Source organism: Pseudoalteromonas sp. JC3 (genome assembly GCF_030291895.1).
Taxonomy (GTDB): Bacteria; Pseudomonadota; Gammaproteobacteria; order Enterobacterales; family Alteromonadaceae; genus Pseudoalteromonas.
This window is the reverse complement of record NZ_CP127855.1, coordinates 513288-537943: the sequence shown is the minus strand read 5'-3', so window position 1 is coordinate 537943 and position 24656 is coordinate 513288. Positions and strand designations below refer to the sequence as shown.

At 43.5% G+C, this 24656-nt stretch carries 26 protein-coding genes; 10 read left to right on the top strand and 16 right to left on the bottom strand.

Going from position 1 to position 24656, the window contains the following annotated elements; all coding sequences use genetic code 11:
* Positions 1-412 precede the first annotated feature (412 nt).
* On the top strand, positions 413-1930 hold the full coding sequence (locus QSH61_RS02300; protein ID WP_206471826.1) for a S41 family peptidase: 1518 nt from the start codon (positions 413-415) through the stop codon (positions 1928-1930).
* A gap of 350 nt (positions 1931-2280) precedes the next feature.
* On the opposite strand, the gene QSH61_RS02295 is transcribed toward QSH61_RS02300, so the two are convergent.
* Both QSH61_RS02295 and QSH61_RS02290 read right to left on the bottom strand, forming a co-directional pair.
* The gene (locus tag QSH61_RS02295; RefSeq protein WP_010605848.1) at positions 2281-2475 is read right to left on the bottom strand and encodes a hypothetical protein; all 195 of its coding nucleotides are present in this window, start codon (positions 2473-2475) and stop codon (positions 2281-2283) included.
* 521 nt (positions 2476-2996) lie between these two features.
* Positions 2997-5420 carry a zinc-dependent metalloprotease gene (locus QSH61_RS02290; protein ID WP_206471825.1) on the bottom strand — a complete coding sequence of 808 codons (2424 nt, stop codon included), beginning with the start codon at positions 5418-5420 and terminating at the stop codon, positions 2997-2999.
* 154 nt (positions 5421-5574) lie between these two features.
* Between QSH61_RS02290 and QSH61_RS02285 the strand changes: the two genes are divergently transcribed.
* On the top strand, positions 5575-6543 hold the full coding sequence (locus QSH61_RS02285) for a class 1 fructose-bisphosphatase (protein WP_010374260.1): 969 nt from the start codon (positions 5575-5577) through the stop codon (positions 6541-6543).
* A 79-nt stretch (positions 6544-6622) separates the two neighbouring features.
* Here QSH61_RS02285 and QSH61_RS02280 read toward each other — a convergent pair whose 3' ends face one another.
* The 7 genes from QSH61_RS02280 to QSH61_RS02250 form a co-directional block, all read right to left on the bottom strand.
* Positions 6623-7450, bottom strand: coding sequence for a sulfurtransferase (locus QSH61_RS02280; RefSeq protein WP_206471824.1), 828 nt, complete (start codon positions 7448-7450; stop codon positions 6623-6625).
* Positions 7451-7454: 4 nt separating this feature from the next.
* Complete coding sequence (locus QSH61_RS02275) at positions 7455-7856, bottom strand: FAD synthase family protein (protein WP_206471823.1); 402 nt, start codon at positions 7854-7856, stop codon at positions 7455-7457.
* 248 nt (positions 7857-8104) lie between these two features.
* Positions 8105-8524 (bottom strand): group I truncated hemoglobin, encoded by a 420-nt coding sequence (locus tag QSH61_RS02270; protein WP_206471822.1) that lies wholly within the window; start codon positions 8522-8524, stop codon positions 8105-8107.
* Complete coding sequence (locus QSH61_RS02265; RefSeq protein WP_102056042.1) at positions 8525-9352, bottom strand: DUF3034 family protein; 828 nt, start codon at positions 9350-9352, stop codon at positions 8525-8527.
* Positions 9339-11675, bottom strand: coding sequence for a putative bifunctional diguanylate cyclase/phosphodiesterase (locus QSH61_RS02260; protein WP_206471821.1), 2337 nt, complete (start codon positions 11673-11675; stop codon positions 9339-9341). Before QSH61_RS02260 ends, QSH61_RS02265 begins: the two co-directional genes overlap by 14 nt.
* Positions 11672-12304, bottom strand: coding sequence for a methylamine utilization protein (locus QSH61_RS02255; RefSeq protein WP_174170468.1), 633 nt, complete (start codon positions 12302-12304; stop codon positions 11672-11674). Before QSH61_RS02255 ends, QSH61_RS02260 begins: the two co-directional genes overlap by 4 nt.
* 116 nt (positions 12305-12420) lie before the next feature.
* Positions 12421-13521, bottom strand: coding sequence for a phosphoribosylaminoimidazolesuccinocarboxamide synthase (locus QSH61_RS02250; protein ID WP_130127049.1), 1101 nt, complete (start codon positions 13519-13521; stop codon positions 12421-12423).
* A gap of 188 nt (positions 13522-13709) precedes the next feature.
* On the opposite strand from QSH61_RS02250, the gene QSH61_RS02245 reads away from it, so the two are divergent.
* From QSH61_RS02245 to QSH61_RS02235, 3 genes are all read left to right on the top strand, one after another.
* On the top strand, positions 13710-14402 hold the full coding sequence (locus QSH61_RS02245; protein ID WP_010605858.1) for an ABC transporter ATP-binding protein: 693 nt from the start codon (positions 13710-13712) through the stop codon (positions 14400-14402).
* Positions 14396-15799, top strand: coding sequence for an ABC transporter permease (locus tag QSH61_RS02240; RefSeq protein WP_206471820.1), 1404 nt, complete (start codon positions 14396-14398; stop codon positions 15797-15799). The genes QSH61_RS02245 and QSH61_RS02240 overlap by 7 nt, the downstream gene beginning before the upstream one ends.
* A 64-nt stretch (positions 15800-15863) precedes the next feature.
* The gene (locus QSH61_RS02235; RefSeq protein ID WP_370599249.1) at positions 15864-16316 is read left to right on the top strand and encodes a DUF3299 domain-containing protein; all 453 of its coding nucleotides are present in this window, start codon (positions 15864-15866) and stop codon (positions 16314-16316) included.
* 99 nt (positions 16317-16415) lie between these two features.
* Here QSH61_RS02235 and QSH61_RS02230 read toward each other — a convergent pair whose 3' ends face one another.
* Positions 16416-16649: a hypothetical protein gene (locus QSH61_RS02230; RefSeq protein ID WP_206471819.1), complete on the bottom strand. Its 234-nt coding sequence runs from the start codon at positions 16647-16649 to the stop codon at positions 16416-16418.
* 254 nt (positions 16650-16903) lie between these two features.
* On the opposite strand from QSH61_RS02230, the gene QSH61_RS02225 reads away from it, so the two are divergent.
* The 5 genes from QSH61_RS02225 to QSH61_RS02205 all read left to right on the top strand — a co-directional run bounded on the left by QSH61_RS02225 (position 16904) and on the right by QSH61_RS02205 (position 18663).
* A complete protein-coding gene (locus tag QSH61_RS02225; protein WP_174170471.1) occupies positions 16904-17221 on the top strand; it encodes a helix-turn-helix domain-containing protein in 318 nt (105 codons plus the stop codon).
* A gap of 45 nt (positions 17222-17266) precedes the next feature.
* Positions 17267-17440, top strand: coding sequence for a hypothetical protein (locus QSH61_RS02220; RefSeq protein ID WP_206471818.1), 174 nt, complete (start codon positions 17267-17269; stop codon positions 17438-17440).
* Between the two features lie 94 nt (positions 17441-17534).
* Positions 17535-17681 carry a hypothetical protein gene (locus QSH61_RS02215; RefSeq protein ID WP_158299095.1) on the top strand — a complete coding sequence of 49 codons (147 nt, stop codon included), beginning with the start codon at positions 17535-17537 and terminating at the stop codon, positions 17679-17681.
* A gap of 32 nt (positions 17682-17713) precedes the next feature.
* Entirely contained in the window at positions 17714-18394 is a 681-nt protein-coding gene (locus QSH61_RS02210; protein ID WP_102056037.1) for a hypothetical protein, read from the top strand.
* A gap of 44 nt (positions 18395-18438) precedes the next feature.
* Positions 18439-18663, top strand: a complete 225-nt coding sequence (locus QSH61_RS02205; RefSeq protein WP_017218402.1) for a hypothetical protein — start codon at positions 18439-18441, stop codon at positions 18661-18663.
* A gap of 71 nt (positions 18664-18734) precedes the next feature.
* Here the strand turns inward: QSH61_RS02205 and QSH61_RS02200 are convergent, their stop codons facing one another.
* From QSH61_RS02200 to asnA, 6 genes are all read right to left on the bottom strand, one after another.
* Entirely contained in the window at positions 18735-19325 is a 591-nt protein-coding gene (locus tag QSH61_RS02200) for a biliverdin-producing heme oxygenase (protein WP_206471817.1), read from the bottom strand.
* Positions 19326-19445: 120 nt separating this feature from the next.
* The gene (gene ridA, locus QSH61_RS02195; protein WP_010374286.1) at positions 19446-19838 is read right to left on the bottom strand and encodes a deaminase RidA; all 393 of its coding nucleotides are present in this window, start codon (positions 19836-19838) and stop codon (positions 19446-19448) included.
* 10 nt (positions 19839-19848) lie between these two features.
* Positions 19849-21951 (bottom strand): bifunctional GTP diphosphokinase/guanosine-3',5'-bis pyrophosphate 3'-pyrophosphohydrolase, encoded by a 2103-nt coding sequence (spoT, locus tag QSH61_RS02190; RefSeq protein WP_010605866.1) that lies wholly within the window; start codon positions 21949-21951, stop codon positions 19849-19851.
* Positions 21952-22199: 248 nt separating this feature from the next.
* The gene (rpoZ, locus tag QSH61_RS02185) at positions 22200-22475 is read right to left on the bottom strand and encodes a DNA-directed RNA polymerase subunit omega (RefSeq protein ID WP_010374289.1); all 276 of its coding nucleotides are present in this window, start codon (positions 22473-22475) and stop codon (positions 22200-22202) included.
* A gap of 102 nt (positions 22476-22577) precedes the next feature.
* A complete protein-coding gene (gene gmk, locus QSH61_RS02180; protein WP_206471816.1) occupies positions 22578-23201 on the bottom strand; it encodes a guanylate kinase in 624 nt (207 codons plus the stop codon).
* A gap of 419 nt (positions 23202-23620) precedes the next feature.
* Positions 23621-24616, bottom strand: a complete 996-nt coding sequence (gene asnA / locus QSH61_RS02175) for an aspartate--ammonia ligase (protein WP_206471815.1) — start codon at positions 24614-24616, stop codon at positions 23621-23623.
* Between the last annotated feature and the right edge of the window lie 40 nt (positions 24617-24656).

Genomic DNA, 24656 nt, shown 5'->3' with positions numbered 1-24656 from the left:
ACCTTATGACAGCCGCGACATTCAGAATTTAGGTACACCACAAGCTACGTCTTGAGGTATGTTTGCATGGTAAAGTTGGAGACATAGCCGCAGAACACGATGGTGAACGCGGCATGTTGCCGAGTGATTTTTTTTGCAGTAGTAAGGGAGTTACTAAGCTGAGCAACCAGCCTTCAGTTTTGATGATTTTTTAGGTCGGGATTTATCCTGCTATATCTCACTTGTCATTGTGAAAGAAATCACTACTTCTCGAATGTTTGTGCTGCATTAAAACCTAATCACATAAAAACAGGTTACATTTTACCGATTTGTTTGGTTTACTGGTCTATTAAATAACCTGAGATTCGGATAATTAATACCTTATTCAAACCTCAGGTTCACGAGTCAGATTATAATAATTAAAAGAATTTATATGAAAAAAACGATTAACATCTCCCTTGGTACTTTAGCTAGTTGCCTTTCTGTGCTTGCAACGAATTCTCATGCGCTCGGAAATGACAACGATTCAATAGACAACCTGCCAAGCACAGCTTTGCAATGGCAAGCCGTAGCAAAACAAGATATCCATTACGCCTATCAGCAATCTGCTACTAATCACCCCGGTATATTGGATAGCCACAATCCTGGCTTTGCGCAGTTACTTGAAAACGCAAAACAACAAGCGTTAGTGCTTGCTGAAAAGATCAAAGATGCCCCTGGCTATGAGGCCACAATTGCCCGTTTTAATACTGTTTTACAAGATGGTCATGCTGGCGCTGTGGCGGTTTTACCAAAGGCGGTGAAGCAACCTAGGCGCTGGCCGGGGTTCTCGGTGGTTTGGCGTGGTGATGGTTTAAAAGTGTATTACAGCGAGCATGATAAAGTGACTAAGGGCGACAAGGTCATACGCTGTAATGATACGCCTATTAAGCCTTTGATGCGTAACACGTTGTTTAAGTTTCATGGTCAAGTTGAGCAGCCTGGTCATTGGTGGAATCAAGGGTGGCGATTATTAATCGACGACGGTAATCCATTTTTACCACCATTAAAAACATGCGACTTTATGCAATCGAATGGCGTGGCTTACAGTCTACAGTTACAGTGGGTAGAACGACCAGATAGCGTTAGTCAACACCTAGTAAATGCTTACAATGGCGATAAGTTGGAGGTCGGTTTACATTGGCCTGTTGAAGATATAGCCTGGATAGCAATGCCCACCTTTGCACCAAACGAAACAGAAAAATCAAATTACCAACAACTATTTGCTGACTTAGCTAGGCAACGCGAACAACTTCTCACAGCTACAGCTGTGGTATTAGACCTTCGTCATAATCAAGGTGGTTCAACGTATTGGAGTTTGAAAGTCGCCGAGCAATTATGGGGGCAGCAAATCGTTAATTATCGAAAAGATAAACATGACGAAAAATCACAGGTGTGGTGGCGAGCATCAAAAGATAATACTCAGTATGTAGAGTCGTTAATAACTGTATTACGCGACCAGCCTGAGATGCATGAAATGGTGAAGGCAGTGTCTGTAGGTATGCGTGCATCTTTAGAGGCTGGAAAGCCATTTTATGTAGAGCATAAGCCACAAGCAAACAATGCTTTAAAGCAGCTAGCTGAAAGTGACTTTAAAAATAAAGCGATAGTGATCGTGCCGGGGCAATGTGGCAGCGCCTGTCTGGGTGCTGTCGATACTTTTAAGTTGTTTTCAAATACAGTGTTATTTGGCGCTCCAAGTAGCTCAGATTCAACCTATATGGATGTAAGGTTGGCTGATACCCCATCAGGCTTGAGCAAGGTCATTATTCCTAATAAAGTCTATGTAAATAGAGCCCGTGGCAATGGTGATTTTTATCAACCTGACATCCCATTTAATGAGGTAGAGTGGACAACAGAAGCCATATTAGAGGGAATCAAAAAAGTGGCCGATAAAGGTGTTAGGCGCTAGGAGTTAGGTGCTGGGAATCTGGATATCTGCTACCAATTTGCAGTTTATGATTTAAATTGAGAAAAATAATGCAAAAAAATAAAACCTTATTTGTCATTACACATCTGCTGAAGGGCTAATGGGGATTCTTAGAAATAGGCGGCTATGGGCTACACATCCACAGTATTTGGATGATATAGGGACGTTTAATTAGGTTTTTTGGGGGGTAAAGCAATGCTCCAAAGTGCTACAAAAAGACATAAAAAAACCTAACATCTGAATTGACCCCCAATGTTGGGCTCCAACTATTGGGGGTCGGTTCAAGCTAGGTGACTTTTTAATTTATCTATATTTTAGATAAGAATATGAGATTACATCTCTGGTCTATCAGTGTTACAGATTTCAATCGATAATGTATAAGTCGTAGGTCTGTCACAGTCAATTGAATTCAAGTTGCAGTTGTGCGTGACGAAACCACCACCAATTGCCGGAGTTGCCTTAACTGGCAGTGTTTTATTATCACGAGATAGGTTTTTGATGCTTTTTTTAGTTAGATGTAGTTTCATTTTCAATATTCCTGTTGAATTAGTAATTAATTATTCTGATATTTTTATTAGATTGAATACTAAAGATAATGTCACCATTGCTACAAAATACAATGTGCAGTGGATTATTCATAAGACATGACTCAATAGCATTAATTAAAGTTATCAAAATAGGAACTAGGTATCAACGGATTTTTGTACGTTTTTAATACCAACTTGCTCTTAATTAAGCTCTCTATTTTGAAGCGAGAAAGTCTTGTCAATAGCACAGCTACCGCATCCTGCTAGCACCAAGGTAACGACATCCATACAGATAAGAAAAACTTTCTACTCAATTGTTTTAAATAATAAAACCTTAAAACCAGCTGCATCAAACTTGCTCCTTCAAATTAAGAAAGAAACTAGTATAAGTTCAAATGTAGCTGAAGATTTTTATTATTTTTTAACATGGCAAACGAACGCTTATGCGTTAATTTGCCATTATTATAGAGTGGTAAAGGTAAGCTTAAAGTATCCAACCCCTTCTTTAAATCCAAGATCGTTTAGATCGGTGAGCCTGGTGGCATTTCAAGCGCTTTAAAGCTTTCAGGCCACTCTCCTGAATCTAGGTAGCGATTAATTTGCTGTGCGAGCATATGTTTAAACGCTTGCTCAAAAGCAACATCGCTAAATACCGACGACTGATTAAAGTCTTTCGCAACTTTTGCTAAATAGAACTTTAACTGCGCTTGCACTTCAGGTGCGACTTTATCGTTGTTACTCAGTTTTACAAGCTGAGTTGCACTTAGGTATTGCACTCGTTGCTGTAGCTTTTGAGCCATACCTTTGCTGCCTGACTGGGCAAATACCTGCTGATATAAAGCATCTAAAAGTGCCTGTGTACCAAAATATTGGGGATCACGTGCGTGCTGCTGTGCAAGACGATTTAATCGCTGTGGGTTAAGCAGCAAGTTAAGGCTATGCTGTACGGCGACTTCTGGTAATGCCATCGCATCTAGGGTTAGCCCAGTTCTCCCTTTAATACTTTCGCGAGTTTTGTACTCACCGTAAGCCTTAGGAGGTATTAACGCCAAAATAGAGTCAGGAATAGTCAACGCCGCAGGCGACAGCGTACTCAAAAGCGCATTGGCCGCATTTTGCTGCGCCTCTTTAGCCACAACTTTCGCCCCTTTTATTACCTCGTCACCGCGAACTTCATAGTCGTAATCCACGCCGCCAATCAATTTTACTGCCGCTTCAACTTGATAACGATGGAAAAGATACAGTGGTACCAGTTTCTCCTCTAGCTGCGACAGAGCAACTCCTTTTTGAATGCTGTGAATACCAAAGCTATTCAACGCCTGCTTGCGAACATCCAACACACGCAGTAATTCGGCAGCAGGATCTGCCCCATTATCCCAAAGGTGTGCCGTTGGGTGCGCTCCGCCTTGTGCTCTGGCGTCTGAATCAGAGATAAACTCAAGCCCTTGCGCCTTATTTTCAGCGAGAATAGCTGCAAGCTCAGTGGCTTCATCAGCGCCAGCGAAATCACTATAACCATATTTAATCACTTGTGTATCCCACGCGCCCATGCCTTTTGCGTAGCCCTTGGTAATATCAAGTTGGCCATTTTCAAATCCCACCAGCGGATGAGGATAGTCCATGACTGACGCGCGATCCTTTACCGACGCTGAGAAGTTGTGTGCAATGCCCAACGTGTGGCCAATTTCATGTGCACTCAACTGACGAATACGGTCTAGCGCCATAGCATGAAGTCGCTCAGTCACCTCATTACCCTCAACAAACGGCGCAGAAAGTGCTTCGGCGATAAGAATATCTTGACGGACACGCAACGAACCTAGCGTCACGTGACCTTTTAAAATTTCACCGGTACGAGGGTCAATCACCGACGCGCCGTATGACCACCCACGAGTAGCACGATGAACCCACTGGATCACGTTATAGCGAATATCCATAGGATCAGCATTATCAGGAAGTACTTTGACTTGAAACGCATTTTTGTAGCCAGCAGCTTCAAATGCTTGATCCCACCATTTAGCACCATCAAGTAATGCCGTTTTGACCGGCTCAGGTACGCCAGGATCAAGATAGTAAACAATTGGCTCTACGGCCTCCGAGACTTGTGCAGTTGGGTCTTTTTTCTGTAAACGGTGGCGTGGGATATAACGCACAAACATTGACTGTCCAAGCGGTGCTGAGTAATCCTTATGCTCGATACTCCAATAACCCGATTGCGGATGAAATGCACGTGGCTGGTAGTTATCGTCAGGCAGCTCAATTAAAGAATGGTGCTGATGTACCGTAAGCGCATAAGGATCTGCACTCACCTGACGTACATATTCACCTGGCTTTGTCCCTTTGAAAGTCAATACGGCTTCAAGTTCTGTGTTTTTAACAAATGCCTTTGAACGCGACATAAACACAGCACTGCGGCTTGAGTCTAAGCTAAAACTACCTTGATTACGATTTGCCAACGTGCGAGAAACACCATGCACATCGCTGAGTAGATAAGGCGTGTAGTCAACCAATACACTGTCTTTATCTTCTGCAACCACGTTGAACCCATGTAGAATGCTTGAAGCAAAAGCCTCTTTAACGCTTTGCTTTTCGGCCATATTATTCGCACTTGCGCGATAATACGTGTTGATAGCACGCAGCATGACCTTATCACCAAAACGTTCAAACTGAACTAAGTGCGTACCGCCTAGCTGCCCGCGGTCTAAGCCGATATCATTGGAACCTACACCATAAGGTAAACTATGCTGTAACAAGAAAGGGGCGTCTAGTTTGTCGATGTCTAAGTACAGTTTGCCGCTCGAATCATCGCTATAGAAGGCGTAAAAACCGGGATGATAATTAAAACTGGCAGTAAATTCATCAATAGACTTAATTGCTGCGTGTGCTTGGGTTATCATACACAGTAGCAAAGCGGATACAGTTTGAGTGAAGCACGTTATTTTTCTCATGGCTGCTCTTTGTTATTTATGGTTTTGAGGCTTAACCCCAGTTGTATATGAAATCGTATACAATTTACAGTCTTTCAAGACGAATTACAGCGCTGTTTATGGCACCTCTCACACTATTTATTGCCATAAACACAAGGTGATCAGGATTTAAAAAATGCGTAGACTCCCTCCGGTGTTAATTGAAGATGGTTGTTCTCGTGAGTTGGTTTCTCTAATCAGAACCATTCTCGCGGCATGTAAAGAAATATCGTTCCGTGTTGGCCAAGGTGCACTTTCAGGTGTATTAGGTTCAACCTTAGATGAGAACATTCAAGGTGAAACGCAAAAGAAGCTCGATGTACTTTCAAACCAGCTATTGAAAGATATTTTGCTTGAATCTGGCTATGTCAAAGCCATCGCTTCTGAAGAAGAAGATTACACCGTCGCCGGCAATCCAAAAGCGAACTATATTGTCGCTTTCGATCCGTTGGATGGTTCATCCAATACTGACATTAACTCACTAGTTGGTACTATTTTCTCTATTATGGAAGCCCCTGAAGGTTCAGATCCTAGCGATCCTGCGATCTTTATGCAGCCAGGTCATAAACAAGTAGCAGCGGGCTATGTGTTATATGGCCCATCAACCATGTTAGCGCTATCAACCGGCAAGGGAACTCGCTTGTTTACCCTAGACAAAACACACGGTAGCTTCCTACTCACGCAAGACTTTGCTGCCATTCCTGAAGACACCAAAGAGTTTGCCATCAACGCTTCAAACCAACGCCACTGGACCCCAGCAATGCAAAATTACATTGCCGATTTACTTGAAGGTGAAACCGGACCGCGTGGTAAAAACTTCAATATGCGCTGGATTGCGGCAATGGTTGGCGATGTTCACCGCGTATTATGCCGTGGCGGACTATTCACTTATCCAGAAGATCGCAAAGATCCAAACAAGCCATTTAAACTTCGCCTACTTTACGAAGCCAATCCAATGGCGATGCTTATCGAACAAGCAGGCGGTATTGCCCACACTGGGCGTGAACGCATTTTGGATATTCAACCTGAAGAAATACATCAACGCGTTGGTGTTATCTTAGGTTCAAAGCACGAAGTTGAAGCGTGCCTTGCTTATCATAAGTGATCTATTTTGAAGCGAGAAAATAGCTCGCTTCGCAAATGAAAAAGGTGCCATTGGCACCTTTTTCACATTAAATAGTGGATTAATTTGTCTCAACGGGCACATCGGGATCAGCGCCCCATTCACTCCACGAGCCGTCATATACCGTCAAATGTTCATAACCTAGCTCGTCAGCCACCAGCGCTAAAATACAAGCTGTAACACCTGAGCCACAAGAGAATATCAGAGGCTTAGTTTTGTCCTTTGATAAGTCGCTATACAGCACTTCAAGCTCGGTGAGTGGTTTAAAGCAGCCATCAGCATTTAGCAAACTCGTATATGGTAGGTTTTTACTTTTAGGTACATGACCGCTGCGCATATCTACACGAGGTTCTTGCTCTTCACCAGTAAAGCGCTTTGCACCTCTAGCATCAAATAGATCACTCAGTTCAGCATCAATATTACTAAGCACAGCCGCTTTATCGACAAATGCTGTTTCGTCATATGCAGCGACAAAGTTTCCTGCTTGTTGGACTTGCGCGTATGCTTGACTCAAAGGGTATTGTTTTTCACACCAAGCAGGTAATCCGCCATCCAGTACATACACTTGTTTATGACCCATCATTTTGAGCATATACCAAGCTCTGGCAGCGCTAAACATGCCCTTATCATCGTAAGCGACTAACACATCATGTTGGTTGATACCAAGCTGTCGCATTTCTGCTTGAAATTGAGCTGGACTGCAGCACATATTGGGTGATGTAGCATGGGGATTAGCTAACGCACCACTAATATCAAAACGCAGCGCGCCTTGAATGATTGCAGGGGCGCTATAAGGGCCTGACTGACCCGGTTTCACGATACCAGCATCCAATACTTTCACTTTGCCAAGGTTTGCAAAGAGCCAATCCCTATCGACCACATGCTTCATGCTATTACTTTCCTTCGGGTCTGCGCACGACCTCTATTATTTCCGTTGTTGAAATTGATGGGGTGCGTTCTAAGTAAACCACATCACAGATATCTTTATATATATCGAACTTACCTTTCCAATCATCACCCATCACCAGAACATCCGCATCAAAGTCTTTGATATATTGCGCTTTTAGCTCCAGAGATTCCTCCACAAACACCTCATCTACAAATCGCAATGAGCTAATGATTTTTAGGCGATCTGCTATTGAGTATATTGGATTTCTACCTTTTTTCGAAAAGTTAAGTTCATCCGACGAGATCCCCACAATGAGATAATCACCCAGAGCTTTCGCTCGCTCTAAAATATTGACATGACCAACGTGGAATACATCAAAGGTTCCAAATGTGATAACTTTTTTCAACTTGGCTCTCTTTCTAATCAGCACGATTTGAGCTGTAACCCACTATGGCATTTATTTGTTGCTAAAACCGTGACGAACTTTACGACAATTTGGCTATTAGATTACAGAATTAAGCATCAAAATTCAGCTTATACTTTACTCTTTTGGATTAAGAACAATAATTCCAATAAACAACACAATTTATCTGCAAGGACAAGTTTACTAACAAAATACAAACAAACCTCTCTGCAAGCTTTTTGCTATCGAGCCTACAGCTTGATCACTTCACTTCGCATCGGTGCTAGGCGGGCCAGAACTTGATTTTGTAGAGAGTGAGCAATCCCAACCTCATTCATTGCGTTGATCAAGAGATCAACCACTCGATTAAAGTCAGACTCACTAATAGCCATGCCGGTGTGGATCTGCACCATGCTATCACCTTCATAATCACAAGGGCCATCTAAGGTATCGCACAGATGAGTGATAAACCCTTCACGAAAGTGCCTAACATTGGACTCTCTAAAATACGGTAAAATAACGTCATCATTGCCAATCTGTTTAATAAACGCGTCTACTAGCTTTTCTGCGCCGGCGTTACCCCCTATTTGCTCATATAGGGAGGTTTGTGGAGTTGAAGCACTACACGCCACGAGGAAAAGCAAGACTGCCGTTAGTGATAGCCATTTCATTTAAAAGTACCCCGTAACAGATAGATACCAACCCGTTTGAGAAGGCTGCCCTGCGATTTTTCCAAGGTCTAGCCATGCCGCCGTCACACTCACTGACTTATTCGGGATCCAAGCGACAAATACATCTTTCCAATCTGATTCACCAAGTCCAAGGTTATTGGATTTTTGGCGGTATTCTGCACCGACAGCCCAATGCCTAGATAAAAATACTGCGCTGCTGGCTTCTAGTTGCCAAGGCGCACTGTCGTTAGCTCCACCATAACCTAGTATGCCAAGTTGATTAGCCCGAGAATGTCTCATCGTAATATTCCAGAACCAGTTATAACCGCCTACAGCACCCAAATGCAGTTTGCTTGCAGCTAAGTAATAATCCGTTCCTGAGTCTTCTTCAGCGCCAAGTAAATTGGCAACCGTTGCATCATCCAAGGACTTATGCTGAATACCAAAGCTCAATTGTGGATATTTACTGTAGACGATATCGCCATATAGCCGCACCTTAGCACCGACAATATCTTGCTCGATATCAAGATTAAGCGCATCCACATCGAAGTTTTGTCGAGCGAAACTTAACTCTACGCGATTGAATAGGTTGGCTTGAACGCCACACACATCGAGCTGGTAGTCTTTCAAGCTAGCTCGGCTACAAAACCCGCTCGCCGACCATTCATCTTCCGAAGCATATCCGGCAAGCTGCGCCCATGGCACAATACCGCCACCGGCACTTCCCTCAACCTGTGACACCCCGGGAGTCGCTAGTAACTTTCCTGTTGCGGCGTAAGTTGGTCCGCATACTATTAAGCATGCGGCAAAAACATTAGCCCACTTCATTATATCTCCCCAGCCACAGGTCAAAGTCTGCGGCTTTGAGTGGCTTACTTAGATAGTAACCTTGTGCATAATCACACTGCATTGACTCAAGTAGCTCAAGCGATGCTTTGTCTTCAACCCCTTCCGCGACCACGCTAAAACCAAGTTGGTGACCAAGCGTGATAGTGGAGCGCACAATAAACTGGTCTTTTTCCGATTGTGCGAGCTTTAAAATAAATACCTTGTCGAGTTTCAGCTCATCAATAGGTAACATTTTTAATCGACCAAGGGAGGTTTGACCGACACCATAATCATCAAGCGAGACCTGCACGCCAAGCTGTTTAAGCGCTTGGAGAACCGCAATGCCTTTTTCCTCATTCTCAATCATGTCTCGCTCAGTAAGCTCTATGGTGATCAACTCAGGTTTGACGTTATATGTGTCTAGTAGCGTCTTAAGATGAGACAAGAAATTTTTATCTGCAATGTCTTGTGCCGATACATTAATAGCCGCCTTGATGCGTTCACCTTGGCGTACCCAATTAGCAACTTGAGACACCACGGTTTTTACTACCCACTGAGTTAACTCAACAATCAAACCTGATTGCTCGGCAAGATCGATAAATAGTTCGGGCGACACCCATTCGCCATTTTTACGTTGCCAACGAATAAGAGACTCAACCTTATCAATACGATTGGTTTTCATATTTAGCTTTGGTTGGTAGGTCATAAAAAGCTGACCATCGTCGTTGGCAATAGCGTGTTTTAGTTCATCAATAATTTGCAGGCGCTCTAGGTGGGCTTCATCTTCACCAGATTGGTAGTAGTAAACATCATGACCATCGTGCGCTGCAGTATCAACTGCTATCAAAGCCCGGCGAACAACATCCTCGGGAGTATGCGCTTGTTTGGGGTAATGCACTACGCCGATACTAAAGTGAAGCGAAATATCTAACCCCTGCACAGTGTAGGGCTTGCTCAGACCTTGATTTAGCATCTCAGCGCATTCAACAATACCGAGCACAGCACTTTGCGGATCGGCACACGCACTCGCTGGATGTGCAACTAAGAACTCATCGCCGCCAAGCCTCACATTCAATCCGCCTTCTGCTGTATTGATCTCCGCTATCCGTTTCGCCACGGCTTTAATACAATCATCCCCTACCCGAGGGCCGAGCTTGTCATTAATATGGCGTAATCCCTTTATGTCTATGGCAATAAAGTAATACTCTGCACCACTGCTGAGCATACTATGTAGTTTATCCAAAGCCGCATTACGATTAAAAAACCCAGTTAAATGGTCATGACTGGCTTGAAAACGGATCTGCTCTTCACGCTCTTGAATGTCTTCGCCCATATCATTAAAAGCGTCAACGAGTTGGCAAATTTCTTGGGTCGGTCGAGCCTCTTCCAGTTTGGCTGAGTAATCCCCTTTAGCAAAGCGTTTTGCCAACTCAGTAAGCTTACTAAGCGGTGTCGTAAGATTCTTGGCAACAATACCACTGGTGATAAAACCAATAAGGATAGTACCGAGGGAGAGTAAAATAATGGTCAACACCATTTTATCGAATTCTTGATACTGAGTAGTTAAATCCGCACTGAGTACCAAACTCACCGGGTTACTTTCAAGAGAAGGTAAGCTCACCTCAGCACTTTCATATACCGGATACTGGCTAAGCCACCGTGTCGTTTTTTGCGCCGCTAAGAAAGTAAATAAATCACCACCGAGTGCAAGAGCAGTCAGCGAGCTTGCTTTTAGGTTATCAGCGGCACCAACAAAGCTTGTTTCCATTCCTGTCAGCTCTTTGAGTTCTAGCGCCACAGCAGATCCAACCTCAAAGCCAATAATTGAGTATGCAATCGTCCTAGGTGCTCGCACAGGCAAAATAATCACTTGATACAACTGCTCACTAAGCACCACAAAAGCTGAGTGGTCGGTGTGGCTTTGCAACGCTTGCATCCAAGTTCTGGTGTCGCTCGGGAAGTCGAGTCCTTCTCTGTTAGCGGAGATCAGATCGCCTTTCACATCCAGCAGCAGCATTAAGTCGGCATCAATACGGCGAGAGTGATTAAGCAACACACTACTGATGGTTTGTGCGTCTCTTGTCGCGACCGCCTGTTTAAAGCCAAAGTCAGCGGTCAGTACAGTCGCCGCGGTAACCAATAGCTGCTCTCGCGCTTTTAAATATTGTTGATAAACATTTTGTGCCACTTGAATTTTTCTTTGCACTTGCGCTTCATTGAATTTACTTGTGGACCACCAAAAACTTGCCAAGCTCATCCCCGCCGTGACTAGGATAAGCAAAATACAGAGACTAATTATTTTATTTTTAAAGCTGTTATTCATTCATGTTGTCCAAAGCGCTCGCCAAAGGTATTACGCGGCGCTGGATAAGTTGTTTTTATTGTTACGGACATCGGCTCCATAGTGTTCACTATTTGCACGGTTTGCCGACTATCTATGTCATTATCTTGATAAGGATGCCATACCGTTACTTGTTTCGTAGAATTCGGCAAAGTTACTAATCCATTCGCATCGGATACCAATACTTGCTTGTCATCTGCAATGTAAATATAGCCCACCATAGAGTCGTGAATGTTACAACCTAACACCACTACACCAGCGTTTTCAAACTTAAGCGGTTGATTTGGCGTGCCAGCGTATAGCTTTAGCTCAAAAGGTTTTACCGCAGAAAACGAATAAACGTGATGACGGATATCATCGCTATTGGGAAAATTAACCAATTGTCCTTTTTGAATAGTGAGGATGAAAGGAACAAACTGTTTATTGATTTGATCCATAACCGCCACTGCTTTTGCTGCTGACTCAACAGGCTCGTCCGTCAATTCAACAACGGCGTGCTGCAAGGGCTTGCCGCTGCCATCTAGCACTGTTAATTGCCCAGCATTTGCGCAGCTTGAATCTAAAAGGAATAAAAAACAAAAACTTAGTAGGAGTAGAACAGACGTTCGCATATCTGACTCTATTTTTTGCAACAATTAGGTTAAGTAAAAGAGACCTTGCAATGAAAAGCAAGTGAATTGAGGAAATTGCCCTAATAAACTTGTCTATCAGGGCAATTGAAAAAGAATTAATCTATTAAACCGTACTGCTTATCAAGAATATCAATAACTTCTTGGCGAGGATCCGCAGGGATCGTTAGTTCACGACCAACGATTTTACTTGCGATCCCAACGTAAGTTTCGCTTACCGACATCATCACAGCTTCTGGCAAAAGATAATCGCGAGCAAGCGCTTCTCGCTCAGGCATGCGGTCTTTATTCAGCAGCACATCGCTATCTGGTACGTTGTTTATCAATAGCTGACGGAAGCCTTCTTTTGAGTTTTCAACGATCTTACCATCGCGATAAGCAGGGCCATCCCAAATACGTGACGAGTCAGGCGTACCCACTTCATCAATGTAAATTAGGCGCTCTTGGCCGTCTTTATCTTCAACGTAACCAAACTCAAATTTAGTATCAACAAAGATCTGATCAAGCTTCTCAAGCTCTTTACTGATCAGGGCAAAGCCTTCGGTTAGCAACTGCTCGTACTTATCCACATCTGCCGCAGATTTAAAGTTGAACGCAGCAAGGTTATCTTCGATGTTTTTACGAGAGATGTTTACGTCATCCACTTCTGGTACGTCTGCTAAACCTTTGATGATCCCTTTGGTTGATGGTGTGATTAAGACATTATCTAGTTTTTGATTGGCCTCTAAACCTGCTGGTAATTGCAAGCCACAAAACTCCCTTACGCCCTTTGCGTAATCGCGCCACATGCTGCCGGTAATATATTGACGCGCAATCGCTTCAACTCTTACCGTACTGGCTTTACGCACAATCCAAACATAAGGATGTGGAATATCAACAATGTGATTACCTGCAAGGCCAGCTTTATCAAAAAGTGAAAACCAATGTGAAGCAACGCTGTTAAGCGCAATGCCCTTACCCGGTACACCGTTAAGACCATTTTCACCTTGCCAAATACAATCAAACGCTGAAATACGGTCTGAAATGACCATAATTGCCAGCTCTGTACCAACCGGGACTTGATAGCCTTTTTCTTCAATTAAACGTGCACTGTCGGCGTCGGTTAACCAATAAACTGAACGTACTTTACCACTGTGAACCGCACCTTTAGTGCGAATTGGAAGATCGTCATTAACGTCTAAAACTTTGTAGCTACTCATTGTTACTCCAATGACAGGATGCGCCTTGCTAAAGGGCACAAAATAATGAGGGGGTTAGGGTCGCTATAATAGTCGAGCTGAACAAAAATCACAATTTAACTTACACGCTTGTTGTTGAGCTTAACTTAGTTTTGCTTTAGTCATTATTGTTATACCATCACAACATTATTTGCCAGCGTTGAGGCGTTATGCTTACGATATCTCAATTACAGTTTACATGGCCTAAGTCGAGCACCCCGGTGCTAACCATACCTAAGCTACATATCGCCCGAGGTGAACACGTGTTTTTACATGGTCCAAGCGGCAGCGGTAAATCGACTTTGCTTGGATTGATTGCCGGCACCTTGGATTGCCAGCAGGGAGAAATTGAAATTGCAGGTACAAACGCGAGCGCACTGAGCCGTGGCCAACGAGATAAGTTTAGAGCCGACCATATAGGTACTATTTTTCAGAACTTTAATTTGTTGCCCTATTTGTCGCCTATTGAAAACGTTACCCTTGGCTGCGAATTTTCCAAAAAGCGCAGGCAAAACATTTCCTCACAGAATAAATCGCTTGAGCAAGAAGCCAAACTTCTGCTCTCTGATCTTGGTATAGACGAGCACACTCAGCAGCGCAGTGTCGCGGAGTTAAGTATTGGCCAACAGCAGCGCGTAGCCGCCGCTCGCGCATTTATTGGCAGGCCCGAAATCATTATTGCCGATGAGCCAACCTCAGCCCTAGATGCCGACAGCCGTGATGGATTTATTAAATTACTCTTTAGCCAAGCCGCAGTTTACAGTGCATCTATTCTCTTTGTCAGTCACGACAAAAGCTTAGCGCCGTTATTTGATAGGCAAATAAGCTTGCCTGATTTACAACAAGGAGCACCGCTATGCTAATCAAACTTGCGTGGAAAAGTACGCTAAACCGAAAAGCCAGCGTTGCCCTAACTATAGTGACCATTGCAATTAGTGTCATGTTACTGCTGTCGGTTGAGCGCGTACGCCAAGACGCAAAATCCAGCTTCGCGAACACTATTTCTGGCACAGACCTGATTGTCGGCGCACGTACTGGTGATATTCAGCTATTGCTTTCAAGCGTATTTAGAATTGGTCATGCCAATAATGCCGTACAATGGCAAAGTTACGAGTATATCAAGGCACAACGCGGTGTTGCGTGGAGCATTCCCATTAGTTTAGGCGATAGCCACAAAGGCTTTGCTGTGCTGGGCACAGATGCAAGTTACTTCAGTCATTATCAATACGCTAAAAAACAGCATCTCACCTTTGCCGCTGGTCGACCATTTCACAATGGCCAAGAAGTCGTGCTTGGGGCTATGGTCGCAAAAAAGCTGGGTTATCAGCTGGGACAAAAAATCGTCATTTCTCATGGCATGGGCAATACCAGTTTCCATCATCATGATGACAATCCGCTGGTTATTTCTGGCATTTTGGCAGCCACGGGAACGCCCGTAGATAAAACATTACATGTGCCGTTAAGTGCCATTGAGAGCATGCATAGCTCAGGCCACAGCAAGCCATCTCGAATGGTTGCACGAAAACAAGATGCAACGCACCACGAGCATGAGCATGAGCATGAGCATGAGCATGAGCATGAGCATGAGCATGAGCATGAGCATGAGCATGAGCATGAGCATGAGCATGAGCATGAGCATGACAGTAAAAACAATAGCGCTTTACTACACAACCTCGACTCTAAGCCCGGTGATTTAATCGGTTCAACAACACAAATCACTGCATTTTTACTTGGTTTTGAATCCCCACTTTATACCCTACAGGTGCGCAGAAATATTAATCAGTATAAAGGTGAACCCTTACTGGCAATTATGCCGGGGGTGACATTGAGGGAATTGTGGGAAATGCTAGATATTGTCGAAAAAATCCTGCTGCTTATCACCCTTGCTGTGGTGTTGATAAGCTTACTTGGCATGTTGACCTCATTGCTCGCCACGTTGAATCAAAGGCGTCGAGAACTTGCTATTCTACGCTCCGTTGGTGCGCGGCCTTGGCATATTTTTACACTTCTCATTAGCGAAGCAATTTTTATTACCGTGTTAGGATGTGCTTTCGGTGTAGCACTTTTTTATACCTTGCTCATTGCAGCCCAATCCAGCCTACAAAGTCAATTTGGTGTAGTCCTAAGTATCTCAGCGCTCTCAACCTATGAACTCACGCTACTAAGCGTTATTATAGGTGCAGGTACTTTGATCGGCGCCATTCCTGCCGCCCGTGCTTATTTTTACTCGCTTGCCGATGGCATGCAAATTAAAACCTAAGAGGATCAAGATGCAGTTAACCGCACGAACTCACGTTTTTTACTTCATTGCATTCATCACTGCGATGGTATTCAGTGGTATTGCAAATGCGGCACCACCTAAAGAGATATTCTGGGAAGATTTAATTCCAAAAGGACATGTCCAGATCAGCAATCAAGACGCAGCAAGCCATGATGGCGCCGAGCAAAATTGGGTGCAACCTGATTTAGATGCTCCAGTAGTCAAAGAGTTAGACGGCCAACTAGTCAGCTTACCCGGCTTTGTTGTACCACTTGAAGGTGACAGTGAAGTGATCACCGAATTTTTGTTGGTTCCCTACTTTGGCGCTTGTATTCACGTGCCGCCGCCGCCACCGAACCAAATCGTTCATGTCAAAATTAAAGGCGGTGTTCCGATTGAAAGCCTATATGATGCAATCACAGTCAGTGGCACGATTAAGGTTTCTACTTGGAAGGGCGACATCGCGCAAACAGGTTATATGATGGAAGCCAAAGGCGTCGCGCCATTTGAGCTCTAAAAGTCATATAAATCACTAAAAAAGAGTGCCAATACTTAATTGAGCTAGATTGGCACTCTTACCACTGCAAAACATACAATTTTATTTCTTTTATTTACCCTACTCAGTGGCAGGAACACTGGCATACACCAGTTCAATGAGATTATTCATGGTTCGCGACTTTTGCATATACGCCTTTTCCATATACGCCAGCTCCTGAAGCTCAAATAAAGTACTCTCTACAAGAGAAAACCACTTAGTGGTCGTCTCAGCTATCTCAGCCTCTCCGCGACTCGATTTTTTAAGTGCTTCATAGAGAATATTTAAGTCGTTATATTGACGTAGATAATCCATATCACCCTCAGTCAGTTGTTACCCTTGTTTCATTTCACACTACAGTAACAAAAGCCTCGCTAAAAAATCTTGTCGAACCAACTTTTCTATTAAAATGATGAAAATAAAGTGAAAAGTATAAGTGTATTTCTGAGCGCCACTTTCAGATCTTACTAATTAAATTTCCTCTTGCAGAAACATTTTTATTGATTACAATTACAAATTAACAAAGATTACACATAAAAATAACTTGGGTGGCACTGAGCAGACTCCCCATGCAAGAAAGGACTAAATTGGTGGGCAATCCCTATTTTAAATATAACGGTGACGACCTTAGAAGAATGCGCCTTGCTGCCCAAAAAACCACGCAGCAAATGGCTGACCTTGTGGGTATTAGCCGCCAAACCTACGAAAACTATGAAAATGGTGTAAGCCGTATACCTTGGGATCACTTTCAGGTTTGGTGTAGGTACTGTGATATTGACCTTTCTCCCATTATTAAACAGTTTCAAGCGCTACGAAGCTTAATTAGTGATACCCAATTAAGACGCAAAAGCCCGACCTCTCCTAATACAAAGAAAATGGAAGAGTAAGTAGTCATGTTATCAGCTGGTTTAAGTAGTAAAAGGATTATAAGAATGAAATTTGTAATGCAAAAAAAACTTAGTAAGGCAATAAAAATCAAAAAGTTACCAATGTATTGTTTAAAGTCCATTAAAGGTGACAGCCTAGGAGTGGTTAAACATGACCCTCGAACTTCCTCTATGGCTTCTCATGGCGGAACAGTAGTAGATCCAAAACCAGGCATATAAGTTACTTTAGCTTTACAAAATATTCTCAATAGGTGAGTTTCAGAGTACAGTATTAATGACTTTAACCACTGCAAAAACCTATAAGGAATAGAAGATGAGATATTCAAATAAAGTCAAAAGTACTAAAAGAGTCCGTTTTGTTGTGCTAAATAGCCATTTCCTAGAGCATATAACGGGTGGGAGTGATGGCTCAATCAAGGACGACCCTAAGTTAGAGCCTAAATCTGAAAAGCCAGGCTAAGCCTCAACTAGTACCTTTATTAAGGTTAAGAAATGAACAAATCACTAGTTTTTTTATTTATCATGTTTCTCGTTGCAACGGGATTTATACATACACTTATTATTCTGGAGCAAACTACGTACCTTCCTATGTTAGCTTTAGTTTTTATTTTAGCGATATTTTCCAAAGAGCAGCTTAATATTACGCACCTATCTACTGTATTGATAGCAATTATAATTTTAGAGTTTTCGCTTGTATCTTTCGTAGAAAATCTTTTCGCTAATGCTCCTCCATATAAACAAAACATGTTTATTGTAGGCATTCATTTCATCTGCGACTTACTAACCTATCTAACTATCAAGAATAGAGTAAGGTTCTCTTTGAGATTTGTGAATAAATTCCAAAAAGCTAGGAAAGAATATATCTACATGACACATGCCGATATCATACTTGTTGGGATCTTCTTTTTGTTTATGCTTGTAGACTTAGCAGCTTTCGCTGAGAACATTATTCGTAATCTAGAACACTTTGGAGTAGATGAAAGTTTTGCAAAACAATTTTGGAAGTGGGGTATCGTTTATTATAGCTACCCATATGTAAAATCCGTTCTACTGGCTGCTGTTATTACCACACTTCTAGCTACAATCTACGTTGAACGTTTTCGTCCTGCGCCAATTAAAGAAAGTGAAGAAGACTTAACGCTTAAAAAATCCGAGCCACAGCATAGGTCATAGTGACCTATGCTGCTTTTACCCTAAATCAATTGAAGGAATAAACGATGGATTTAAAACTGAACAAAAAGCAATTGAAGTCATTAGCAGGTAGTAAGCTAATTTTGGATAACAACAAGACCCGTGAGATTGGTGGTGGTTGTTCCTACTATTGTAGTCGCGACTTAAACTGTGACACCGATGGCCCAACGATGGCCTGCCCATCTAAGGCGTTAGCGTGTGTTCCTGAGCCAAATACATTACATTGTGATTGCCCAACCAATATGTGCTAGTCACTAACCTGTCGCGACACTATGTCGCGACAACAACCCTGTTATTCTCCGTTCAACTTATACCAATTGTATTAAGTATAGACCTCTGCTTGATACTGCTGAAAACGCATAAATGCCTGACGAGCGCCGGTGATCAATGCATCTTCTTGCGTACTAGTTAACTCAACCGTATCGATAAATTGAATTAAGTGACGCCACGCACTGCCGCGCCCGGAACCTGGGCCTGCTAAGTAACGCGCACCATACTCACCTGTGACAGGCAAACGCGCCTGCACTTGACGCCCAAGCATCGCGGCCCCAACCTTAGAGCCTTCAACGACATAAAGCGCTCCCAAAGCAGTCGCAAACTCGGTTGAAGTTGTGATAAACGGCGACAAAGACGGCACAGGTAATGTGTGCTGTAAGTCAGCAAAGTCCTGCTCTAACAACCCAAGCCGTCGGCGCGATTTGAGATCGTCAATATGCATAGAGAGTTCACGGTGCTCATATAATGCAGCGACATCGTTAAGAAACAGGTACTGAAGAGTCAAAAACTGGAGATAACGCTCAATGCTGGCGAATGGGTCTTTTGCCATAATGCTGCTATCTATACGGTCGTGAAGATCAGCAGTACTTGTTTTTAATTTCAATGCACGGCTAGTAAGTGCGCTGGCTGCGGTCATGGGACTTCCTGTAATCTAATGCGAGGGGAAAATGAGTGGACTGTGTTGGCTTTTTGAAAAGCCGCTCCAGCGATTGACACTGGAGCGAAGAAATATATCTAACTATTAGTTAACCTGAGGTTAGTTAGTTGAAGGTAACTCCATAATGCCATCAATCTCAACTTGTGCGCCTTTTGGTAGTTCTTTTACACCAATTGCAGCACGAGCTGGGTATGGCTTTCTAAAATACTGAGCCATGATCTCGTTGACCGTTGCAAAGTTACTCAGATCAGTTAGGAAGATATTAACCTTAACCATATCTTGTAACTCGCCACCAGCCTCTTCACATACTGCGATAAGGTTTTTGAACACTTGGTGCGTTTGCTCTGCAAAATCTTCAGAAATAAATTCCATCGTCTCTGGCACCAATGGAATTTGACCAGATAAATAGACCGCAGTACCAACTTTTACCGCTTGGTTGTAAGTGCCAATTGCTGCTGGCGCTTTATCTGTTGAAATAATAGCTTTGTTCATTAATGTTCCTTTATTTTTTACGATACACGCGTTGTACATCTGGCATCACTCGAATTCGGCGCATAATATCAGCGACATGAATTCGGTTTTTCACGGTAATACCTAAATCAATCACGTATAAATTACTTTCTTTTTCGTCCGTTGCGATTTCGACAATGTTAGCTTGAGTCGTCGCAACCACATTGGTTAATTTAGCCAACGCACCTTGGTGGTTAATAATTTCCACACGCAGCGCTGCTATATATTCTTTCTCTGGGTTGTCTTCCCACTTCACGACGAAGTACTTCGAACGCTCGTTGCGCCAACCCTTAATATTTTTACATTCTTGGCGGTGAACCATTAGGCCTTTGCCTTGGCTCATATATGCTGTGATAGCGTCACCTGGCACAGGGCGACAACATTTAGCATAGGTTACCAACATGCCTTCTGTTCCGATTATCGCGGCTTTAGCACGTTTAGCAATATCTTCTACCGCATTATCATCTTGCAGTAAACGCTTCGCTATCAATACGCTCATAATATTGCCACAGCCAATCTCAACCAGCAGCTCCAACAAGGTATTGAGGTTATGCTCTTCAAGTACGTTGTCGATTTGCTCTTGAGCAATATCATCTAGCTTATACTCACCCAGTGCCGAGTCGAGTAAACGGCGGCCTAGTTGGATCGCTTCTTCTTCTTGTTGGCTCTTGAGATAATTGCGGATCCCAAGGCGTGCTTTACCCGTTACCACAAAATTCAGCCAAGTAGCGTTAGGGTGTGCACCTGAGCTAGTAATAACCTCGACCGTTTGGCCGGTATCGAGCGCTTTACTCAAAGGATAAGGCTTACGGTTTACACGAGCACCTACACAGGTATTACCCACATCGGTATGCACGGCATAGGCAAAATCTACCGCCGTTGCGCCCATAGGTAACTCGACAATACGGCCATCTGGCGTAAAGACGTAAATTTCTTCTGGGAATAATTCGGTTTTAACGTTTTCCACAAATTCAAAAGACGAGCCTGCACTTTGCTGCAGTTCAAGCAAGCTTTGCATCCACTGACGCGCACGCTGCTGCGCGGTATGGCCGGCATTATCGCCTGACTTTTTATACATCCAGTGCGCCGCTACCCCTTTATCCGCCATATGATCCATATCGTGAGTACGAATTTGGATTTCTACCGGAATACCGTGCGGGCCTACCAGCGACGTATGAAGCGACTGATAACCGTTGGTTTTCGGTACGGCAATATAGTCTTTAAAACGAGTTTCAATTGGCTTATATAAATTATGTGCAACGCCTAGCACACGGTAGCAAGTATCTAGGTTGTCGACATTGATCCTAAAGGCGTAAATGTCCATCACCTCGTTAAACATTAACTCTTTATTCAGCATCTTGCGGTAAATACTGTATAAGTGCTTTTCACGGCCTTTTACTGAGCCTTGAATACCCGCTTCTTCCAATCTAGATTCAATCTCAGACTGAATATTGCTGATCACTTCTTTACGATTACCACGTGCTTTTGCGACTTCTGAACGTAACGCACGATAGCGCATCGGATATAACGCCTGAAACCCGAGGTCTTCTAACTCATTTTTAATATCATGAATACCAAGGCGGTTTGCAATTGGCGCATAAATCTCTAGTGTTTCGCGGGCAATTCGACGGCGCTTGTCAGGACGCAAAGCACCTAGCGTTCGCATATTGTGCGTTCTGTCTGCAAGTTTAATAAGGATGACACGAATATCCTGCGTCATCGCCATGATCATCTTACGATAGTTTTCGGCTTGGAACTCTTTTTTATCTTTGAAGCTCAGTTTATCGAGCTTTGACACTCCTTCCACCAACTCGGCTACCGTATCACCAAAGATCTCTGCTAAATCGTCTTGGCTAAAGTCAGTGTCTTCAATAACATCGTGCATCAGCGCAGCCATGAGTGTTTCATGATCAAGCCTCATGCTCGCAAGGATCTGGGTTACTTCTACTGGGTGAGTGATATAGGGCTCACCGCTAGAGCGCGTCTGTCCCTCGTGTGCCTCACGGGCCACGACATAGGCTTTTTGCACCAAATCGACGTCTTCTGGTGACAAATATTCTGAGATTTTCTTTTTGAGGCCTTCAAACAGATACATTCACACTCCAATGTTTCAGAGAAGCTATACTCGGCGAGTATAAAACGGGTTACAAGCTAGTTACTTAAGAATATACGATGAAACACCAGCAATGCCAATGAACAATTTATGCTACTTGTTAGGAAGTTAAAGGCGTTACGCGTTGTGTAATGTGCTGGCGATTTATACCAATTTGCTTAATTTCAATTGCTATAAAACAATAATGCCAGCAAAAAAGCTGGCATTATTGAATCTAGACAGTGGTTGGATTAGCGATTGCCACCAACGATTGCAGCTACTGCAGCAAGCTCTGCAGCTTCTTGATGCTGCTGCTCTTCACGGTCGATAATATCAAGCGAGTCAGTGGTTACAAAACCTTGCTCAATTTCACGTAGCGCGATTACGGTTGGCTTGTCGTTTTCAGCATCAACCATAGGATCTTTACCGCCTACAGAAATTTGGCGAGCGCGACGCGCTGCTACTAAAATCAAGTCAAAGCGGTTACCAATTTTATCTACTGCATCTTCTACAGTTACGCGAGCCATCGAAGCACTCCAAATTCAGTTCATTATGCAAAAGGCTAGTTTACTGTATGTCTAGCCTTTCGCCAAGTATTGATGATTAAAAAACCTCAGGTTTAAAAGTAATTATTTTAGCAAGTCAGCGATAAGCGCTTGATGACGGATAGACTGTGCTTTTTGCTCAAGTCTTGCGGCAATCACAATATGTTCAAGCTCACCGCGTGTTTGCTCAAAGTCATCATTGACAAGAATATAGTCAAACTCGTTGTAGTGTGAGCTTTCTGATTTCGCTTCAGCCATGCGACCTGCGATTACTTCTTGAGAGTCTTGACCACGACCATTTAAGCGCTTTTCTAGCTCCGCAGTTGAAGGAGGTAAAATAAAGATGGTCTTTACTTCAGGCATCAACCCACGCACCTGACGCGCACCCTGCCAGTCGATATCTAAAAACACATCAATACCAGCGGCAAGCTGATCTTCTATCGCTTGTTTTGAAGTGCCGTAGTAATTTTCGAATACTTGCGCCCACTCAAAGAAATCGCCTTTATCGATCAGCTGCTTAAATTCATCAACCGAGACAAAATGGTAATGTACGCCGTTTTCTTCGCCTGGACGAGGAGCACGCGTAGTGTGAGACACCGACACTTTAATATCGTCGTGCTTTTCCAATAACGCTTTGATTAAACTTGATTTACCCGCACCAGAAGGCGCAGAAAGGATAAACAGATTACCGCGTGTAGGTGATGTCATAGTCATTCTCAACAATAAGTACCGGCCGAGTAATATTGGTTTACTCAAGTCTGCCGCAGAGCTAAAAGCGGGCATTATACCGAGTAACGTATAAGAATACACTAGGGATGAGAATAAGGAAAAGTCGAGGAATAAATTCAGCGTTGTGAGTAACCCAGAAACCTATCACTGTACTAAACTTATTCCTCTAAAACAGAATGTTATTTTGCCGTGTAAAGCAGCGCCTACCAAGGTATTCACTTTGTAGGAGCGAGTTCACCTCGCGATCTTTTCACTGCTCGCCGCGTAAAGCGGCTCCTACCAGAGTATTCACCCAGTAGGAGCGAGTTCACCCTCGCGATCTTTTCACTGCTCGCCGCGTAAAGCGGCTCCTACCAGAGTATTCACCCAGTAGGAGCGAGTTCACCCTCGCGATCTGTTTAAAGCAAATCAGCTACGCTGCTACGTACTTCTTCAGGCCATACCCCAACTTGTACCTGACCAATATGCTGCTTTTGCAACAGCAACATCACTAAACGCGATTGGCCAATACCACCCCCAATGGTTTGTGGTAATTCGCCCGCTACTAATTGTTGGTGCCAATCTAAACTCAAGCGTGCTTCGTCATCGGTTAATTTAAGCTGTCTTGCAAGCGAATCAGGGCAAACACGAATGCCCATTGATGAGATTTCAAAAGCGTCTTCTAGTACTGGGTTCCACACCAAAATATCACCGTTAAGCCCTTGGTATTTGTCGCACGTTGGCGTTGACCAGTCGTCATAATCCGGCGCGCGAACGTCATGAATCTTACCGTCCCCAAGCTCACCACCAATGCCAATTAAAAATACCGCGCCATATTCTTGGGCAATCGCTTTTTCACGTTGCTTGGCAGTAAAATCTGGATACATAGTGCGTAATTCTTCGCTGTGCACAAACGTAATTTTCTCAGGAAGGAATGCCGCAATGCCAAACTCGTCTTCAACGACCTTTTCCGTTGCTTTAATTGAACGATAAAGGGTTTCTACCGTTTCTTTTAGTTTTGCCAGCGAACGCTCACTGTTTTCGCAAATCACCTTTTCCCAGTCCCACTGATCCACATAGACAGAATGGATTGGCGATAGCTTATCTTCGTCTGGACGTAGCGCTTTCATGTGCGTATAGAGGCCTTCGCCTTTAGCAAAACCATAATCGCCTAGTGTTTTACGCTTCCACTTAGCAAGTGAATGCACTACCTCAAACTGCGCATCCGGTAGCGTTTTCACTTTTACCTGCACCGCCTGCTCGTGGCCACTTAGGTTGTCTTGAATACCGTCGCCCAAACGCGCCAAAATAGGCGCTTGTACTTCAACTAAACTCAATTGCTCGGTTAGCTGTGCTGAAAATACTTGTTTTACTCGTGCTATCTGTTTTTGTGTCTCTTGATACTTGCTCAACATGGTTAGGTCCTCATTCCCGAATTTGTCGTTTTGTTGAGTC

Excerpts from the sequence above, each read along its gene's own strand:
- QSH61_RS02300 (WP_206471826.1), top strand. The coding sequence starts at position 413 with ATGAAAAAAACGATTAACATCTCCCTTGGTACTTTAGCTAGTTGCCTT.
- QSH61_RS02295 (WP_010605848.1), bottom strand. The coding sequence starts at position 2,475 with ATGAAACTACATCTAACTAAAAAAAGCATCAAAAACCTATCTCGTGAT.
- QSH61_RS02290 (WP_206471825.1), bottom strand. The coding sequence starts at position 5,420 with ATGAGAAAAATAACGTGCTTCACTCAAACTGTATCCGCTTTGCTACTG.
- QSH61_RS02285 (WP_010374260.1), top strand. The coding sequence starts at position 5,575 with ATGCGTAGACTCCCTCCGGTGTTAATTGAAGATGGTTGTTCTCGTGAG.
- QSH61_RS02280 (WP_206471824.1), bottom strand. The coding sequence starts at position 7,450 with ATGAAGCATGTGGTCGATAGGGATTGGCTCTTTGCAAACCTTGGCAAA.
- QSH61_RS02270 (WP_206471822.1), bottom strand. The coding sequence starts at position 8,524 with ATGAAATGGCTATCACTAACGGCAGTCTTGCTTTTCCTCGTGGCGTGT.
- QSH61_RS02265 (WP_102056042.1), bottom strand. The coding sequence starts at position 9,352 with ATGAAGTGGGCTAATGTTTTTGCCGCATGCTTAATAGTATGCGGACCA.
- QSH61_RS02260 (WP_206471821.1), bottom strand. The coding sequence starts at position 11,675 with ATGAATAACAGCTTTAAAAATAAAATAATTAGTCTCTGTATTTTGCTT.
- QSH61_RS02255 (WP_174170468.1), bottom strand. The coding sequence starts at position 12,304 with ATGCGAACGTCTGTTCTACTCCTACTAAGTTTTTGTTTTTTATTCCTT.
- QSH61_RS02250 (WP_130127049.1), bottom strand. The coding sequence starts at position 13,521 with ATGAGTAGCTACAAAGTTTTAGACGTTAATGACGATCTTCCAATTCGC.
- QSH61_RS02245 (WP_010605858.1), top strand. The coding sequence starts at position 13,710 with ATGCTTACGATATCTCAATTACAGTTTACATGGCCTAAGTCGAGCACC.
- QSH61_RS02240 (WP_206471820.1), top strand. The coding sequence starts at position 14,396 with ATGCTAATCAAACTTGCGTGGAAAAGTACGCTAAACCGAAAAGCCAGC.
- QSH61_RS02235 (WP_370599249.1), top strand. The coding sequence starts at position 15,864 with ATGGTATTCAGTGGTATTGCAAATGCGGCACCACCTAAAGAGATATTC.
- QSH61_RS02230 (WP_206471819.1), bottom strand. The coding sequence starts at position 16,649 with ATGGATTATCTACGTCAATATAACGACTTAAATATTCTCTATGAAGCA.
- QSH61_RS02225 (WP_174170471.1), top strand. The coding sequence starts at position 16,904 with ATGCAAGAAAGGACTAAATTGGTGGGCAATCCCTATTTTAAATATAAC.
- QSH61_RS02220 (WP_206471818.1), top strand. The coding sequence starts at position 17,267 with ATGAAATTTGTAATGCAAAAAAAACTTAGTAAGGCAATAAAAATCAAA.
- QSH61_RS02215 (WP_158299095.1), top strand. The coding sequence starts at position 17,535 with ATGAGATATTCAAATAAAGTCAAAAGTACTAAAAGAGTCCGTTTTGTT.
- QSH61_RS02210 (WP_102056037.1), top strand. The coding sequence starts at position 17,714 with ATGAACAAATCACTAGTTTTTTTATTTATCATGTTTCTCGTTGCAACG.
- QSH61_RS02205 (WP_017218402.1), top strand. The coding sequence starts at position 18,439 with ATGGATTTAAAACTGAACAAAAAGCAATTGAAGTCATTAGCAGGTAGT.
- QSH61_RS02200 (WP_206471817.1), bottom strand. The coding sequence starts at position 19,325 with ATGACCGCAGCCAGCGCACTTACTAGCCGTGCATTGAAATTAAAAACA.
- ridA (WP_010374286.1), bottom strand. The coding sequence starts at position 19,838 with ATGAACAAAGCTATTATTTCAACAGATAAAGCGCCAGCAGCAATTGGC.
- spoT (WP_010605866.1), bottom strand. The coding sequence starts at position 21,951 with ATGTATCTGTTTGAAGGCCTCAAAAAGAAAATCTCAGAATATTTGTCA.
- rpoZ (WP_010374289.1), bottom strand. The coding sequence starts at position 22,475 with ATGGCTCGCGTAACTGTAGAAGATGCAGTAGATAAAATTGGTAACCGC.
- gmk (WP_206471816.1), bottom strand. The coding sequence starts at position 23,201 with ATGACATCACCTACACGCGGTAATCTGTTTATCCTTTCTGCGCCTTCT.
- asnA (WP_206471815.1), bottom strand. The coding sequence starts at position 24,616 with ATGTTGAGCAAGTATCAAGAGACACAAAAACAGATAGCACGAGTAAAA.